Origin of the sequence: Winogradskyella schleiferi, assembly GCF_013394655.1 — a bacterium.
Classification (GTDB): Bacteria; Bacteroidota; Bacteroidia; order Flavobacteriales; family Flavobacteriaceae; genus Winogradskyella; species Winogradskyella schleiferi.
In genome coordinates this window covers 2143434-2158408 of record NZ_CP053351.1, presented here as the reverse complement: position 1 = coordinate 2158408, position 14975 = coordinate 2143434, and the positions used below count along the sequence as shown (strand labels likewise).

General features: G+C 34.7%; 16 protein-coding genes. 8 read left to right on the top strand and 8 right to left on the bottom strand.

Annotated elements, in window-relative coordinates; translation table 11 throughout:
- Positions 1-105: 105 nt before the first annotated feature.
- From HM990_RS09330 to HM990_RS09300, 7 genes are all read left to right on the top strand, one after another.
- Entirely contained in the window at positions 106-3321 is a 3216-nt protein-coding gene (locus tag HM990_RS09330) for an efflux RND transporter permease subunit (protein WP_178988675.1), read from the top strand.
- A gap of 225 nt (positions 3322-3546) precedes the next feature.
- On the top strand, positions 3547-3852 hold the full coding sequence (locus tag HM990_RS09325; protein ID WP_178988674.1) for a hypothetical protein: 306 nt from the start codon (positions 3547-3549) through the stop codon (positions 3850-3852).
- A 19-nt stretch (positions 3853-3871) separates the two neighbouring features.
- The gene (locus HM990_RS09320) at positions 3872-4081 is read left to right on the top strand and encodes a YgaP family membrane protein (protein ID WP_178988673.1); all 210 of its coding nucleotides are present in this window, start codon (positions 3872-3874) and stop codon (positions 4079-4081) included.
- 213 nt (positions 4082-4294) lie between these two features.
- Positions 4295-5545, top strand: coding sequence for a type III sulfide quinone reductase, selenoprotein subtype (gene sqr, locus HM990_RS09315; protein ID WP_178988672.1), 1251 nt, complete (start codon positions 4295-4297; stop codon positions 5543-5545).
- A gap of 17 nt (positions 5546-5562) precedes the next feature.
- Positions 5563-5874 (top strand): TusE/DsrC/DsvC family sulfur relay protein, encoded by a 312-nt coding sequence (locus tag HM990_RS09310; RefSeq protein WP_229719423.1) that lies wholly within the window; start codon positions 5563-5565, stop codon positions 5872-5874.
- A 30-nt stretch (positions 5875-5904) separates the two neighbouring features.
- On the top strand, positions 5905-6378 hold the full coding sequence (locus tag HM990_RS09305) for a DsrE/DsrF/DrsH-like family protein (RefSeq protein ID WP_178988671.1): 474 nt from the start codon (positions 5905-5907) through the stop codon (positions 6376-6378).
- 94 nt (positions 6379-6472) lie between these two features.
- Positions 6473-6835, top strand: coding sequence for a DUF4870 domain-containing protein (locus tag HM990_RS09300; RefSeq protein ID WP_178988670.1), 363 nt, complete (start codon positions 6473-6475; stop codon positions 6833-6835).
- Positions 6836-6932: 97 nt separating this feature from the next.
- On the opposite strand, the gene dnaN is transcribed toward HM990_RS09300, so the two are convergent.
- The 8 genes from dnaN to HM990_RS09260 all read right to left on the bottom strand — a co-directional run bounded on the left by dnaN (position 6933) and on the right by HM990_RS09260 (position 13847).
- Positions 6933-8051, bottom strand: coding sequence for a DNA polymerase III subunit beta (gene dnaN, locus HM990_RS09295; RefSeq protein WP_178988669.1), 1119 nt, complete (start codon positions 8049-8051; stop codon positions 6933-6935).
- 223 nt (positions 8052-8274) lie between these two features.
- On the bottom strand, positions 8275-9945 hold the full coding sequence (gene gldG / locus HM990_RS09290; protein ID WP_178988668.1) for a gliding motility-associated ABC transporter substrate-binding protein GldG: 1671 nt from the start codon (positions 9943-9945) through the stop codon (positions 8275-8277).
- Positions 9932-10429: a hypothetical protein gene (locus HM990_RS09285; RefSeq protein ID WP_178988667.1), complete on the bottom strand. Its 498-nt coding sequence runs from the start codon at positions 10427-10429 to the stop codon at positions 9932-9934. Before HM990_RS09285 ends, gldG begins: the two co-directional genes overlap by 14 nt.
- Position 10430: 1 nt before the next feature.
- Positions 10431-11153, bottom strand: coding sequence for a gliding motility-associated ABC transporter permease subunit GldF (gene gldF, locus HM990_RS09280; RefSeq protein WP_178988666.1), 723 nt, complete (start codon positions 11151-11153; stop codon positions 10431-10433).
- Positions 11154-11201: 48 nt separating this feature from the next.
- Complete coding sequence (locus HM990_RS09275) at positions 11202-12038, bottom strand: IS3 family transposase (protein ID WP_178987626.1); 837 nt, start codon at positions 12036-12038, stop codon at positions 11202-11204.
- Positions 12039-12046: 8 nt separating this feature from the next.
- Positions 12047-12445: a transposase gene (locus HM990_RS09270; protein WP_178987625.1), complete on the bottom strand. Its 399-nt coding sequence runs from the start codon at positions 12443-12445 to the stop codon at positions 12047-12049.
- 141 nt (positions 12446-12586) lie between these two features.
- The gene (locus HM990_RS09265) at positions 12587-12883 is read right to left on the bottom strand and encodes a putative quinol monooxygenase (RefSeq protein WP_178988665.1); all 297 of its coding nucleotides are present in this window, start codon (positions 12881-12883) and stop codon (positions 12587-12589) included.
- Between the two features lie 118 nt (positions 12884-13001).
- Positions 13002-13847 (bottom strand): SAM hydrolase/SAM-dependent halogenase family protein, encoded by an 846-nt coding sequence (locus HM990_RS09260; protein WP_178988664.1) that lies wholly within the window; start codon positions 13845-13847, stop codon positions 13002-13004.
- 151 nt (positions 13848-13998) lie between these two features.
- Between HM990_RS09260 and HM990_RS09255 the strand changes: the two genes are divergently transcribed.
- The gene (locus tag HM990_RS09255; RefSeq protein ID WP_178988663.1) at positions 13999-14952 is read left to right on the top strand and encodes a PhoH family protein; all 954 of its coding nucleotides are present in this window, start codon (positions 13999-14001) and stop codon (positions 14950-14952) included.
- Positions 14953-14975: the final 23 nt, after the last annotated feature.

The window sequence follows — 14975 nt, the reverse complement described above, 5'->3', positions numbered from 1 at the left end:
GTTTCTCACGAGGTTTCAAAAGCCTGGTAGGTATTTAAAATAAATAATAACTAAAAAAGAACCCGTAATAGTTCCCTTTCCTTAGGAGAGGGTTAGGGATAGGATATGAAAGAAGGTATCGCAGGAAAAATTGCCAAAGTGTTTATGCAATCTAAGTTAACCGTGTTGTTAATGATTGTATTTATGGTGGTTGGTGTATATAGTTCGTTTTTAATTCCACGTGAGGAAGAGCCACAAATTGACGTGCCAATGGCAGACATTTTTGTGGGTTATCCTGGAGCAAGTCCTACGGAAGTAGAATCGCGAGTGATTAAGCCGTTAGAGCAATTAATTTCGAATATTAAAGGTGTGGAATACGTGTATTCGACGTCTATGAAAGAGCAAGGCATGGTCATCGTGCAGTTTTATGTGGGCGAAGATATTGAGCGTTCGTTTGTAAAAATGTACAACGAAATTAATAAACACATGGACCAAATGCCAGCTGGAGTTACGTTTCCATTAGTGAAAACACGTGCTATTGATGATGTGCCTATGTTAGGTTTAACCTTGTGGAGCGAGAATTATGACGATTACCAATTAAACCAAATAGCTCAAGAATTGGAAGCCGAAATTAAAAAGGTAAATGATGTTGCTATTACTCATAAAATAGGTGGAAGAGACCGTCAATTACGTGTGATTTTAGATAAAGATAAATTGGCAGCCAGTGGATTGGACTTCTTGTCAGTTTCTGAAATGATTAAAGCAAATAACAGCCAATTAAGTGCTGGAAGTTTTGATAAAAACGATACTGAATTTTTAGTGAATACTGGGAAATTTTTAGAATCAGTTACAGATGTTGAAAACCTGGTCGTTGGAGTACAACAAAATCAACCGATTTACTTAAAGCAAGTGGCTAAGATTATTGATGGACCTGAAGTACCACAAAACTATGTGAGCTTAGGGTTTGGAAAAGGTGCGGAAAAATCTGCGGAATATAAATCTGAATATCCTGCGGTTACCATTTCTGTAGCGAAAAGAAAAGGCGCAGATGCTATGAAAATCGCAGAAGTTATTATTGATAAGGTTGACCATTTGCGTTCGACTTTAATTCCTGATGATGTTCATGTAGAAATCACAAGAAACTATGGAGAAACAGCGTCTCATAAAGTGTCAGAATTGTTGTTACACCTAATTGGCTCTATCATTGCAGTAACCATTGTAGTGATGCTTGCTATGGGTTGGAGAGGTGGCTTAGTGGTGTTTTTATCCGTACCAATTACGTTTGCATTAACGTTGTTGAGTTATTACATGATGGATTATACGCTAAACCGAATCACCTTATTCGCGTTAGTATTTGTTACTGGTATTGTCGTCGATGACTCTATTATTATTGCCGAAAATATGCATAGGCATTTCAAAATGAAACGCTTGCCTTTTAAACAAGCGGCTTTGTATGCGATTAACGAAGTTGGAAACCCGACCATTTTAGCAACCTTTACGGTAATTGCTTCGGTATTACCAATGGCTTTTGTTTCTGGATTAATGGGACCATATATGGCACCAATGCCAATTGGAGCGTCTATTGCCATGATTTTATCCTTATTTGTAGCCTTAACGATTACACCATATTTGGGTTATATTTTTCTAAGGGAGAAAGACAAGTCTGCCCGTTCCGAAAGCGGGAAAGGAGAAGAAGACAAGCCTGAAAAGGCCGTTGAGGATACGCTTATTTACAGAATATACAATAAGTTTGAACGACCACTTTTAGAAAGTAAAGGAAAGCGATGGTTGTTTTTATTAGGGACCTTTGCGGTATTATTGGGAACAATGGCACTGTTTTTTACAAATTCGGTTGCTGTAAAAATGCTGCCTTTTGATAATAAAAACGAATTTCAGGTGGTGATTGATATGCCAGAAGGTACAACTCTAGAACGAACAGGTGTTGTTGCTCAGGAGATTTCTCAATACTTATCTAACAGACCAGAAGTGGTTAATTATCAAAACTATGTTGGAACATCTGCACCAATTACGTTTAATGGTTTAGTACGACATTACGATTTACGTGGTGGATCTAATATGGCAGATATTCAGGTGAATTTATTAGCAAAAGAAGACCGTTCTGCTCAAAGTCATGATATCGCCAAATTATTACGTCCAGATATTCAAGAAATAGCTGCAAAGTATAATGCCAACGTTAAATTGGTAGAAGTACCACCAGGACCACCAGTATTATCAACTATTGTTGCTGAAGTTTACGGACCTGACTATGATGAGCAAATTAGAGTCGCAAATCATGTTCAGGAGATATTGCGGCATACAGATGATGTCGTTGATATAGATTGGATGGTAGAAGACGACCAAACCGAATATCAGTTTGATATTAACAAAGAAAAGGCAATGTTATATGGTGTTGCACCACAGCAAATAGCTTACACTATGAATATGGCTTTATCCAATAGAGCTATTACCAATTTGTATGATGAAGACGCTGTTAACCAAATAGGTGTCGTATTGGCTTTAGATGAAAAGGAAAAATCGACAATTACGGATATCTCTCAATTAAAAGTAAAATCTAAACAAGGCAATATGGTACCGATTTCAGATTTGGTAAATATTTCTGAAAATACAGCGGCAAAAAGCATTTATCACAAAAATCAAAAACGAGTGGTTTATGTGATGGCAGATATGGCTGGAGAGTTAGAGAGTCCTGCGTATGCGATTTTAGGAATGGAAAAGAAATTGAAAGAGATTCCACTACCACAAGGTTATGAAATTAATGAGATGTATTTGGGGCAACCAGAATATGAGGACGATTACACCGTAAAATGGGATGGCGAATGGCAAATAACCTTAGAAGTCTTTAGAGATTTAGGAATTGCCTTTTTAGGTGCTATCATCTTAATCTATATTTTAATTGTCGGCTGGTTCCAAAACTTTAAAGCACCAGTAGTAATGATGGTTGCGATTCCATTATCCTTAATCGGAATTATTTTAGGACATTGGTTTATGGGAGCATTTTTTACAGCAACATCGTTTATCGGAATGATTGCTTTAGCAGGAATCATGGTAAGAAACTCAGTATTGCTCATTGATTTTATCAACTTAAGAACAGCAGACGGTGTACCACTAAAACAAGCTGCCATTGAAGCAGGAGCAGTGCGAACAACACCTATTTTATTAACAGCAGGAACGGTTGTAATTGGCGCATTTGTTATTCTGTTTGACCCAATTTTCCAAGGTTTGGCCATTTCATTAATGGGAGGAACAATTGTGTCAACGGTGTTGACTTTGTTAGTAGTACCATTGGTGTATTACATGATAGAGAAGAAGAATTATAAATAATCTTTTGCTGAATAAAGTTTTCCTGTCATGTTTATAAAATCTGACAGATATAAAAAAAATACCGCTAAAGTCCCCTCAAGGGGACAATTGATGGATTCAAATAGGTGGATTGTCCCCTTGAGGGGACTTTAGGGGTGTAAAAACAAAAAACAAACCTACAAGGTTAGATACTGAAACAAGTACAGCACACGAACCTTGCAGGTTGTAAAATAAAAACCAAAAATAATGAAACTAGTCATAGTAACAGTAGTTGATTACTACAAAAAGGATGTTATCAAATTATTTAAACAAGCTCAAATCAATAATTTCAGTGAGTCTGATATTGAGGGCTTTAAAACTTCTGCATCTGTAATACAAAGTTCCAATTGGTTTGCTAGTGAAAATAGCGGAGCAGATTCTGAACTGTTTTTCTCTTTTACTGAAGATGAAAATATTGACGCTTTATTCAAACTCATAAAAGAATTCAATACAAATTTAGAAACTAACAATCCTGTAAGAGCGATTGTAGTTCCTATTGAAAAATTTATATAAACTTAAAAAAATAATTAAAATGTTAAATACATACTTTAGAGTTATAGTTGGTTTTATGGTGCTTTTAAGCGTTGTGTTAACCGTATATGTCAATCCAAATTGGATGTGGTTTACCGTATTCATTGGACTGAATTTAATTCAATCCGCTTTTACTAAATGGTGTTTGTTAGAAACAATTTTAGTGAAATTAGGGATTAAAAAAGAGGGTGGAGATTGCAAAACCTGTTAAAATAGTGGTGATATAACTTCCCTTAATTTCTTATAATACTTCACATGGTCATTTCGCCATACGTTCCCATTATTAGGTGTTTCAGCGCTTTCTTCTGTAACATTTGCTACACAGGATTATGATAAAAATCATGTAAATTCTAGGGTAAGTAAAGTAACTTTATAAAGAGAAAGTTAATGCGTTTACAGCAATGTAAACTTAAATATTTAGAAGATGAAAAATCTATTAATATTAGGCGCAGGTACCGCAGGAACGATGATGGCCAATCATTTGGACAATAAATTACCAAAAAAAGATTGGCAAATTACCATTGTAGATCAATATAAAACCCATTATTATCAACCAGGTTTTTTGTTTTTACCGTTTGATACTTATACCGAAGATCAGGTAAAAAAAGAAGGCAAGAAATTCATACCCAATGGTGTCAATTATATTCAGAAAAAAATAGATCGAATATTTCCTGAGTCTAACCAAGTTAAATTGGAAGACGAAACTTTAGACTATGATATCCTAATTGTAGCAACAGGGTCTAAAATTGCGCCAGACGAAACAGATGGTTTACGTGGCCCATTATGGAGAAAGGATATTTTTGATTTTTATACCTATGAAGGTGCATTGGCACTACGCAATAAATTAAGAGATTGGGAAGGTGGAAAATTAGTAGTGCACATTACTGAAATGCCAATAAAATGTCCTGTTGCACCTTTAGAATTTGCATTTTTAGCAGATTCTTATTTTAAGAAAAAAGGGATGAGAGATAAGGTAGAAATCACTTATGTAACACCTTTAGATGGCGCATTTACAAAGCCAACCTGTACCAAAGCACTAAACTACTTATTAGAAGAAAAACAAATAAAGATAGAGACGGATTTTGCAATAATGGAAGTTGATAATAAAAAGAAAGCTATAGTTGATTATATCGATAAAGAAATTCCATTTGATTTGTTAGTAACTGTACCAACAAATATGGGAGATGAAGCTATAGAGCGGTCAGGATTGGGTGATGATTTAAATTTTATACCAACACATAAACACACGTTGCAATGCAAGGCACATGATAATATTTTCGTTATAGGTGATGCCACCAATGTACCAGCTTCTAAGGCAGGTTCTGTAGCGCATTTCCAAGCAGAAACATTAACGGATAATATCATTTTATATACAAAAGGATTTAAATTAAAACAAGAGTTTGATGGTCATGCTAATTGTTTTATTGAAACAGGCGAAAATAAAGCCTTATTGATAGACTTTAATTACGAACAAGAACCAGTGCATGGCACATTTCCCTTTGCAAAAATAGGTCCTCTAAAATTATTAAAAGAAAGCATATTTAATCATTGGGGAAAATTAGCATTTAGATGGATCTATTGGAATATGTTGTTGAGAGGTATATCAATTCCATTTGTAGGAAGAAACATGAGTTTCAAAGGAAAAATATTCGATATAAAAACTGATAATAAATAACCCTATAAATTTTAGAAATGATGAAAAAAATAATTGCCAAAAGAGAAATAGATGTTAATGAAGAAGGCTACTTAATAGATTTTAAACAGTGGGATCGTGAAGTCTGTGAATGTATTGCGGATGAATGTGATATAGTTATGACGGAAAAACACTGGGAAGTTGTTGAATATCTGCAGGATAAACATCATAAGGAAGAGCCATTATCTATTAGAGGTATTAAGAAAAGTGGTGTTATAAATATTAAAGAATTTTATCATCTATTTCCTGGTGGACCCCTAAAAAAATCAACATTGATAGCGGGTATTCCTAAACCAAAAAGTTGTATATAAACTAATCAACACTATAAAAAACTAGAAATTATGGGTACAAAAGTAAAAAAGATGCTTTTTATTTTGTCAAAAGCGACCATAGAAAATGTTTATGCAGCCTTTGTAATGGCTAATGGCGCACGAATGGAGGGCATAGAATCTGAGGTGTTTTTTACCTTCTTTGGATTAGAAGCCATACAGAAAAAGAAACTAGATCATTTGCATGTCGCCACTGTGGGTAATCCTGCAATGCATATACCAACGATGCTTGGTGGTTTGCCAGGTGTTGAAGCTCTTGCAACTAAGATGATGAAAAAGGAAATGGAAAAATTAGATATGCCACCAATCGGTGAATTTTTGGAAATCCTTTCGGATTCTGGTTGTAAACTTTGGGCTTGTAAACTTGCCGTAGATATGTTTCACTTAAATGAGGAAGACCTAATCGATGAGTTGGACGGTATTTTAACAATAGGGGATTTTTATAATCGAGCAGATCAAGAAGCTGCTCAAATTCTCTTTATTTAAATATATAATTGAGATTACGTAATTTTAAAAATAGTTTAATTTTTTTGTAACATTTTTAATGAATTTGCGTCATATAAGTGTAAAATCATTAATCATGGAATCAAATTATCACACACTTAAACGTACAGACAATCAATTATTGGTCATTACGCATTTATCGCAATTACTAACGTATTTTACTGGATTTGGCGGACTCATTGTGCCTTTAATTATTTGGGCAACACAAAAAGATCAAGTTGAAAGTATGGATGCCAATGGAAAGTCGATATTGAATTTTCAATTGAGTATACTTATATATACAATAATTAGTATTCCGTTAATCATCGTATTTGGTTTAGGAATCCTAACCTTAATCTTAATTGGAATTTTAGCATTTGTAATGCCAATTATTAACGCTATAAAAGCTGGTAATGGAGAATTACCTAGTTATCCATTGTCTATTAATTTTATTAGTTAGCATGTGCTGAACTTGTTTCAGTATCTTAGATATGGAATTGAAAAGGCTCACCAATTGGTGAGCCTTTTTATGTCGAAATAATTTGCAAAAATCTCTACTAATTGTTGAGCATAACAGGCATTACCAACATAGTCACATGTTCGCCTTCATCTAAACCATCAATTGGTGTTAGGATTCCTGCTCTATTTGGTAAACTCATTTCTAACTGAACATTGTCTGAGTTTAGATTGTTTATCATTTCTGTTAAGAAACGTGAGTTAAAGCCAATTTGCATATCGTCACCTTGGTAATCACAGGTTAAACGTTCTTCGGCTTTGTTGGAGTAATCGATATCTTCAGCAGAAATATTTAATTCTGCACCAGCAATTTTTAAACGGATTTGATGTGTGGTCTTATTAGAGAAAATACTAACACGACGAACTGAGTTTAAAAACTGAGTTCTGTCAATAACTAATTTATTCGGATTCTCTTTAGGAATTACCGCTTCGTAATTTGGATATTTGCCATCAATCAAACGGCAAATCAATACGGAATTTTCAAACGTAAATTTAGCATTCGATTCGTTATATTCTACTAAAACATCATCATCACTTCCAGCTAAAATGCCTTTTAAAAGTGTCAACGGTTTTTTAGGCATAATGAATTCGGCAGTTTCCGTGGCACTGACATCATTTCTGGTATATTTTACTAATTTGTGAGCATCAGTCGCTACAAAGGTTAAATTATCTTGAGAAAATTGAAAGAACACTCCACTCATAACAGGTCTTAAATCATCATTGCCGGCAGCAAAAATAGTTTTACTAATTGCAGTCGCTAAAATATCGCCCATGATGGTCGTTTTGCTAGCTTCTTCTATAGAAACTGCATTTGGGAATTCAGCACCATCAGCATAAGCTAAAGCATATTTACCATGATTAGAGCTGATTTCAACCGTGTTGTTTTCTTCAACTACAAAAGTAAGTGGTTGCTCAGGAAAAGTCTTTAAGGTGTCCAAAAGTAATCGTGCAGGTAAAGCGATACTTCCTTCAGAATCACTCTCAACATCAATAGTAGCAGACATCGTTGTTTCTAAATCACTAGCGGAAATCGTTAGTTTGGATTGGCTCAGCTCGAATAAGAAATTATCTAAAATTGGTAGCGTATTGCTGTTATTAATAACGCCTCCCAATACTTGAAGTTGCTTTAATAAATAGGTGCTTGAAACAATAAATTTCATGTGTTCTATATTAATTGTTTTTTATTCGTCTCATGAACCATCTTATTAAGAATTTTAAGATAAAACCCAACCCATTGGGTTAGATGTTTCATGATGAATATATGTGTTGAATTCTTTTTGGTTCGTCTTACAAATATATCTTAATAGAAGGGTTTTATAAAACAAACTTATTAACAAATTGTTCCCACGAAAGTGGGAGTCCCGCAGTAGTGAAGTTGAGATTTTATGAGGCGTATTTCCGTTTTCTCAGATAATTAAAAACATAGCCAAACAAGCCTAATAGTATAAGAGGCAAAGCAATATTGATGAATTGCCAAGTTCCTTTGCTGTCTTTTACTTTATCGGCATCCAAAAAAGCGACACTAATCTCCTTTGCTCTAATGTTTATAAGTCCTGTATCGTCCAAAAGGTAATTTACAGTATTAAGTAAAAATTCCTTGTTGCCAAACGATTTTCCTGTGAGTTGGTCAAAGCCCAACTCTAAAGGTCTGTTTTTTATAACTTCGTTTTTAACTACGTTTCCATCCGAAATCACGACCATTTTAGTATCAGCACTTTTAGACTTAAAATTAGTCACATTAAATGGCAAAACACGTTTATCATAAACAGAATTAAACTTGCCTTCTAAAAGAACAGCTAAGTTTTGAGGGCCTTTATCATATGTGGTTTCATCTGGTGCTTGCGTTACATTCGCTAATGAAATTGTGGTTGGTGCACCTTCTAACTTGGATTTTGGCGAACTTTGCAATAAAATGGATTTTTTGATGCTATTTTTTAAGGTATCAATCGGACTCGCAAAATCAAATTTTACCAAGTTCAGATTTTTGGTAATTGGATGATTGGGATTGGATGCCGCCAAAGGCGAATACTGCCATTGAATCGGTTGCATTTGCGCCTGACTGCCTTCTCCGATCGACAACATAATTGGAGCAGAGTAGAGGTCTTTTACTAAAGTTGGGTTCACGCGAACACCGTATTTGAAGAAAAAATCGTTCAAATTCAAATCGCGCATAATTGAAACTCCTGTACCTGCTTCATTATACAAACTGTCTTTGTCCATAACCACCGATTCTGTTAGCCAAAGACTTTTGCCACCATACATGGTATATTGATCTAAAACAAGCTTTTCATTCTCTGAAAAAGGAATATTAGGTTTTGCAGAAATAATTAAATCGTAATGCTGCAATTTGTCTAACGTACCTTGTGGATTGGTGGCCACACTATCTAAAGTGAATTGCGCCAAACTATAATAAGGTCTTATCGTTTGAAGAAAGTCAGCGATATAAATATCGTCTAACTGCCCATTACCTTTCAAAATTGCAATCTTTTTTGCTTTAGCATTGACCAGTTTGCTAAAACCATCTGCAAAAGCATATTCCAACGATTGCACCGAATTATTAATCTGCTCTTGTAAGCCTTGTGTGATGCTTCGTTTTAAAAGTGGAATTTTCACACGTCCATTTTTATAACTGGCATAAGCCCAAGGAAAAATGATGTCTTGCGTTACTTTTCCAGTACTATTATCGGTGTTAATATAAGGTTCTAAGCCTTGTTTTGTTAACTCTTCTATATATTGTTGCCGTGTGTTTTCATCTTTAATTGGATCAATATAATTAACAACAATTCGATTTGATTTTAATTGAAACTCATCTACAATCTGTCTGACTTCAGTTTGAAGCAACCTAAATTCTGAAGGAAAATCCCCTTCCAAAAACACATCGATTATTAAAGGCGAATCCAAATCACTAACCAATGATTTTGAAGCATCCGAAAGTGTATACCGATTATCTTTTGTAAGATCGAACCGTTGATACACCGAACTTGAAATCGCATTCACGATAATGAGTGCAACAACAATAGCAATGCTATATAAAATAGATTTATTCTTCTTCATTCTCGAAAGTTATTTCTTCTTGATACGGTTTTAGAGCGATGACTTTACCGTTTTGAAACGTGATTTCTACACATTCTTTTTTATTTGTAAATGCGCCTGGTTCAATGCCGAGACCATAATTCCATTTGTCAGCATCGTGTATTTTTCCTGATTCGTCCCAAGAGAGCCATTCTGCATTTCCTAAAAGTTCTGCTATGCTTTCTTTTGATGCGCCAATCAAGGTATCCGATGCCATGGTGTTATCAATCATTTCATAACGTAATGCTGGATTTTCCGTCCAAGCCTCACTATCGAAATATTTCTGATGATGATAACTGCTAATGATATTCAGAAACGGATAAAACATAAAGAAAAACACAAAAGGGGTCAAAACCAAACTAATTAAAGCAGAGAGCCATTTTCGTTTATCAACTGTATTTAAAAATAAAAATAACAGTACAAAAACGATGATTAAAAATAGGACTAATAATGGTGTGATAATCATGCTATTGCTTTTGAATTCTCAGTTTAGTGAATAGCAAAAACGCTATTGCAATACTTATAAAATACACTAAATCCCTTGTATCAATCACACCACGACTCATACTGTTGTAATGTGCAGACATACCAAGATTTTCCATATACACAAGATTATCAAAAATGTTATAATTCGATAAACCTTCAAATCCAAAATAGAAAAAGAAACAGATAAAAACAGCAATAATAAAAGCCACAATTTGATTATCGGAAAGGGTAGAGGCGAACACGCCAATAGCTGTATAAGCTCCAATTAAAAACAAGAGTCCAAAATAGGAGCCAACGGTGCTGCCCATATCGAGATTGCCTTCTGGGTTTCCTAATTGAGAAACGGTGTACACATATAGAAGCGTTGGAATCAGAGCCATTAAAATCAATACGAAAGCGCCAAAATATTTTCCTAATACAACCTGAAAATGCGAAATAGGTTTGGTAACCAACAACTCTAAAGTACCTTGTTTTTTTTCATCACTAAAGCTCCGCATCGTAACTGCTGGAACTAAAAAAATAAGAATCCATGGTGCCAATAAAAAGAACGACGACAAACTAGCTTGTCCATTATCCAAAATATTGAATTCGCCTTTAAAAACCCAAAGAAATAGTCCATTGAGTAATAAAAAGACACCAATAACCAAATAGCCAATTGGTGAAGCGAAGAAGGTGTTTATTTCTTTTTTAAGTATTGCTAGCATTTATAATTTTGTTCAGTGTGTACTTCCCTGAATAGAGTTGACCGTTTTTTAGTTATTTACTTCATTGTTAAAAATAGTCATTATGGGTCTATTTTTTGGTTTTAAGGTTGACCAATATTTCTCAAAATTGTCTGGGCTCATTTTTGGTAAACTTTTATGTGTTCTTTTTTCATTATAATTCTTAACTGCTTTTGCTACACATTTTTTTAATTGAAAGAAGGTTTCTGGTTTCCAATAATCTAAATATTCTTCTTTTATAGTTCTATTGATTCGTTCTGCATATGCATTGTCCAGTCCACTTAAAGACATACTTATCTTAGTGCCATTGCTTACCAGTAAGTCTATGTATTTACTGTAAGTGTATTGGCTTCCCCTGTCCGAGTTATGGATCTCGGGTGCATTATTTTCCTTGATTGCCATTTTAAGTGCTTCTACATTCGCTTGCGCTCTCATGTTATCAGATACGATAAACCCAACAATCTTTTTTGTATAAACATCTATTATAAACACAGCGTAATAGTGTTTTCCGTTGAGCGGCAGATAGGTTATGTCCGATTGCCATACCACGTTTGGTGCGTTTACCCTTAGACCTTTTATTAGGTTGGGATAAAACTTTTTACCTGCTATTGTTGTGCGTTTATAATTCCTTTTCTTTTTAATTCTGTAACCAAGACCCATCATGGTTTCTATAAAACGGTCTCGACCTATAAAATCCGGATCTAATATATTGTACATCTTTTCTACTCCACAACCAGGATGATCCTCCCGAAGATCATCTGCCTCTAATATTAATTGAGACACTCGACTATCGAAAACCGCTTGCCGCTTTGCATACTGGTTAACGGCTTGTTTACTGATGCCTATGGTTTTATAAAGCTGGTTCATACTAAAACTTAGTGTTTCTTTATGTGTTCTGAACCAGTTGATTGCGGAGTGTTGGAATTTTTTTTGATATCTATACTTAAATCGTCTTCTGCAATATCAATTAGCTTCTCCAAATAATCTATCTTTATCTGTTTACGCCCAACTATGGCTTCAAGCTCTTTTATTCGGGCTTGTTGTTCTTTCATCTTTTGGGCACTACTGTTTTTCATCTCTACAACTCTTGAACCTTTTTCGTTAAAGGTAGAAAATTTATGGATCCAACTGTAAATTGATGTATTGCTTATGTTGTGTAATTTTTCCAATTGAGGCACGCTAAATTGACCAGATTCAAAATCTTTTACGATTTGTCGTTTAAATTCTTCAGAATAAATTCGTTTCTTTTTTAATAGTTTAATGTTTGCTTTCATAAGTTTACACTTTGTTTAAAGTGGTCAACCTATACTAGGGACATACAGTGTTCAGTGTTCAGTGTTCAGTGTTCAGTGTTCAGTGTTCAGTGTTCAGTGTTCAGTATTCATTTTGCTTTGCGCCTTTGCGAGATTCTATATTCATTCTAAAATCGCCAATTTGTCTACACTCCAGGCTTCTGGTTTTCCATTAAACAATGGTTTTGTCTTAGCCCAAACACTTTTGAACAATTCAGAATGTCTATAATTATTCAAATCATTCTCAGAATCCCAATAACTATAGGTAAAAAAGATATTGGTGCTATTCCGGTCGCGATACAATTCTAAAAATTGACAGCCTTCAAAATTGCGAATCTTTTCTTTAACCGTTTCAAAATTAGCCAAGAATTCTTCTATTTTAGAAGGTTCAAAACTCATTTTTACAATTCTTACTAACATATTATTATAGGCCTTTCCTAAATCCTTTCCAGAGAAAAGGACTTTCTCACTCTTGTGAGAACATTATTTATATTTTTTAGCGTCATCGTGGATTTCCTTCCCTTTTGGATCCCGATAGCTATCGGGAAAGGATGGGCTTAAAATTAACAGTAACCGTATCCATATTTTTCAAACCCATCAACGTAGAAGCACCACCAACTGTGGTACAATTACTTTTATACACTGCTATTTCTAAATAATCGGAAGAGTTAAAAACGACTAAGCCTTTACCTTCAACATCGCGTTTGGATTCTTCGATTTCAAAATTTATGATATCACTAAATTTATTATGGATTTTTTTAAACATATGGTTTCTAGCAAAAACCTCATAAGCTCTCCCTTTCTGAACCGTTTCAAAAAACTTACGTTTAATATTAGTAACCACATTTCCATAATTGTCAATATAGATAACACTCCCAATAATTTGGTTCTGCTCATCATTTACAAAAGGCACTAAATTTTTAATTGGTTTAATGGTGTTAACAACTTTTCCAATCACATCCAAAGTTCCACCTCGTGCAATATGACAAGCCACTTTTACAAAAATATCCAAAACAGGAAAATTGGTTTCAACCCTGTCGTGGATATTAATTTCAACTATCTTTTCTGGTGCGATTTCTGTACATATCATGCTCATAATCCCATTGTTGGCGCATATAAAGTAATGGTCGTCTAGTTTGACCGCAATATGTTTGTTTTCAGGACTTAACTCAGAATCAATTCCTATTAAATGAATCGTTCCTTTGGGGAAACTACTGTAGGCATTTTGAATAATATAAGCGGCTTCAGAAATATTAAATGGCGATACACAATGTGAGATATCTACAATGCTAATATCCTCAAGTTCGCTATAAATCGCTCCTTTTGTGGCTCCTGCAAAGTGGTCTTTTTCTCCAAAATCAGTCGTTAAAGTGATTATCGCCATGGATTGATTGTTGATATTTTTTTAAGATTTGTGGTTGTAAAATTATTAGCTTTGTGTCATACAACAGAATCACAAAATTAAGAAAAGAAAACAGATTAACAGACCAAATGAATTTTAATATTTATTGGTTTAAACTAAACAAAGCAAGCTTTTGAACGAACTTATCCTAGAACTCGAAGAAATCACTCCAAAGGAATTCTTCGGTGCACAAAATGCAAACATTGTACTTCTAAAACAATATTTCCCAAAATTAAAAATTGTCGCGAGAGGCAATAAAATAAAAGCTTATGGCGATGAAGATTTACTCGAAGAGTTTGACCGCAGAATGAACATGTTGATAAATCACTTTGCAAAATATAACAAACTCGACGAAAATGTAATAGAGCGTGTTTTAACAAGTCAGAGTAGCGACGATTATAACACATCTGCCAAAAGCGGAGAAGTTATAGTGCATGGCGTTGGTGGAAAATTGATAAAAGCACAAACGGCAAATCAGCGCAAGTTGGTAGAGAGCATGCGTAAAAACGATATGGTTTTTGCCATTGGTCCGGCCGGAACAGGTAAAACCTATACAGGCGTTGCCTTGGCGGTACAAGCGTTAAAAAGCAAAGAGGTAAAGCGGATTATATTAACACGTCCTGCCGTGGAAGCTGGTGAGAATTTAGGGTTCTTGCCTGGTGATTTAAAAGAAAAATTAGATCCATATATGCAACCCTTGTATGATGCCTTACGTGATATGATTCCACACGAAAAATTGGAAAGTTATATTGAAAAAGGCGTGATACAAATTGCACCATTGGCTTTTATGCGTGGTCGTACATTGGATCATGCTTTTGTGATATTGGATGAAGGTCAGAACACTACGCATGCCCAAATGAAGATGTTTTTAACTCGGATGGGTAAGAACGCCAAGTTTTTACTTACAGGTGATCCAGGACAAGTGGATTTGCCTCGTCGTACAACATCTGGTTTAAAAGAGGCGCTTTTGGTGTTGAAAAATGTGGAAGGTATTGGTACGATTTATTTAGACGATAAAGATGTGATTCGTCATAAATTGGTTAAGAAGGTGATTGCGGCTTATAAGAGCATTGAAAATAGGGAATAGTTTGCAGTCTCAGTCTCAGTTAA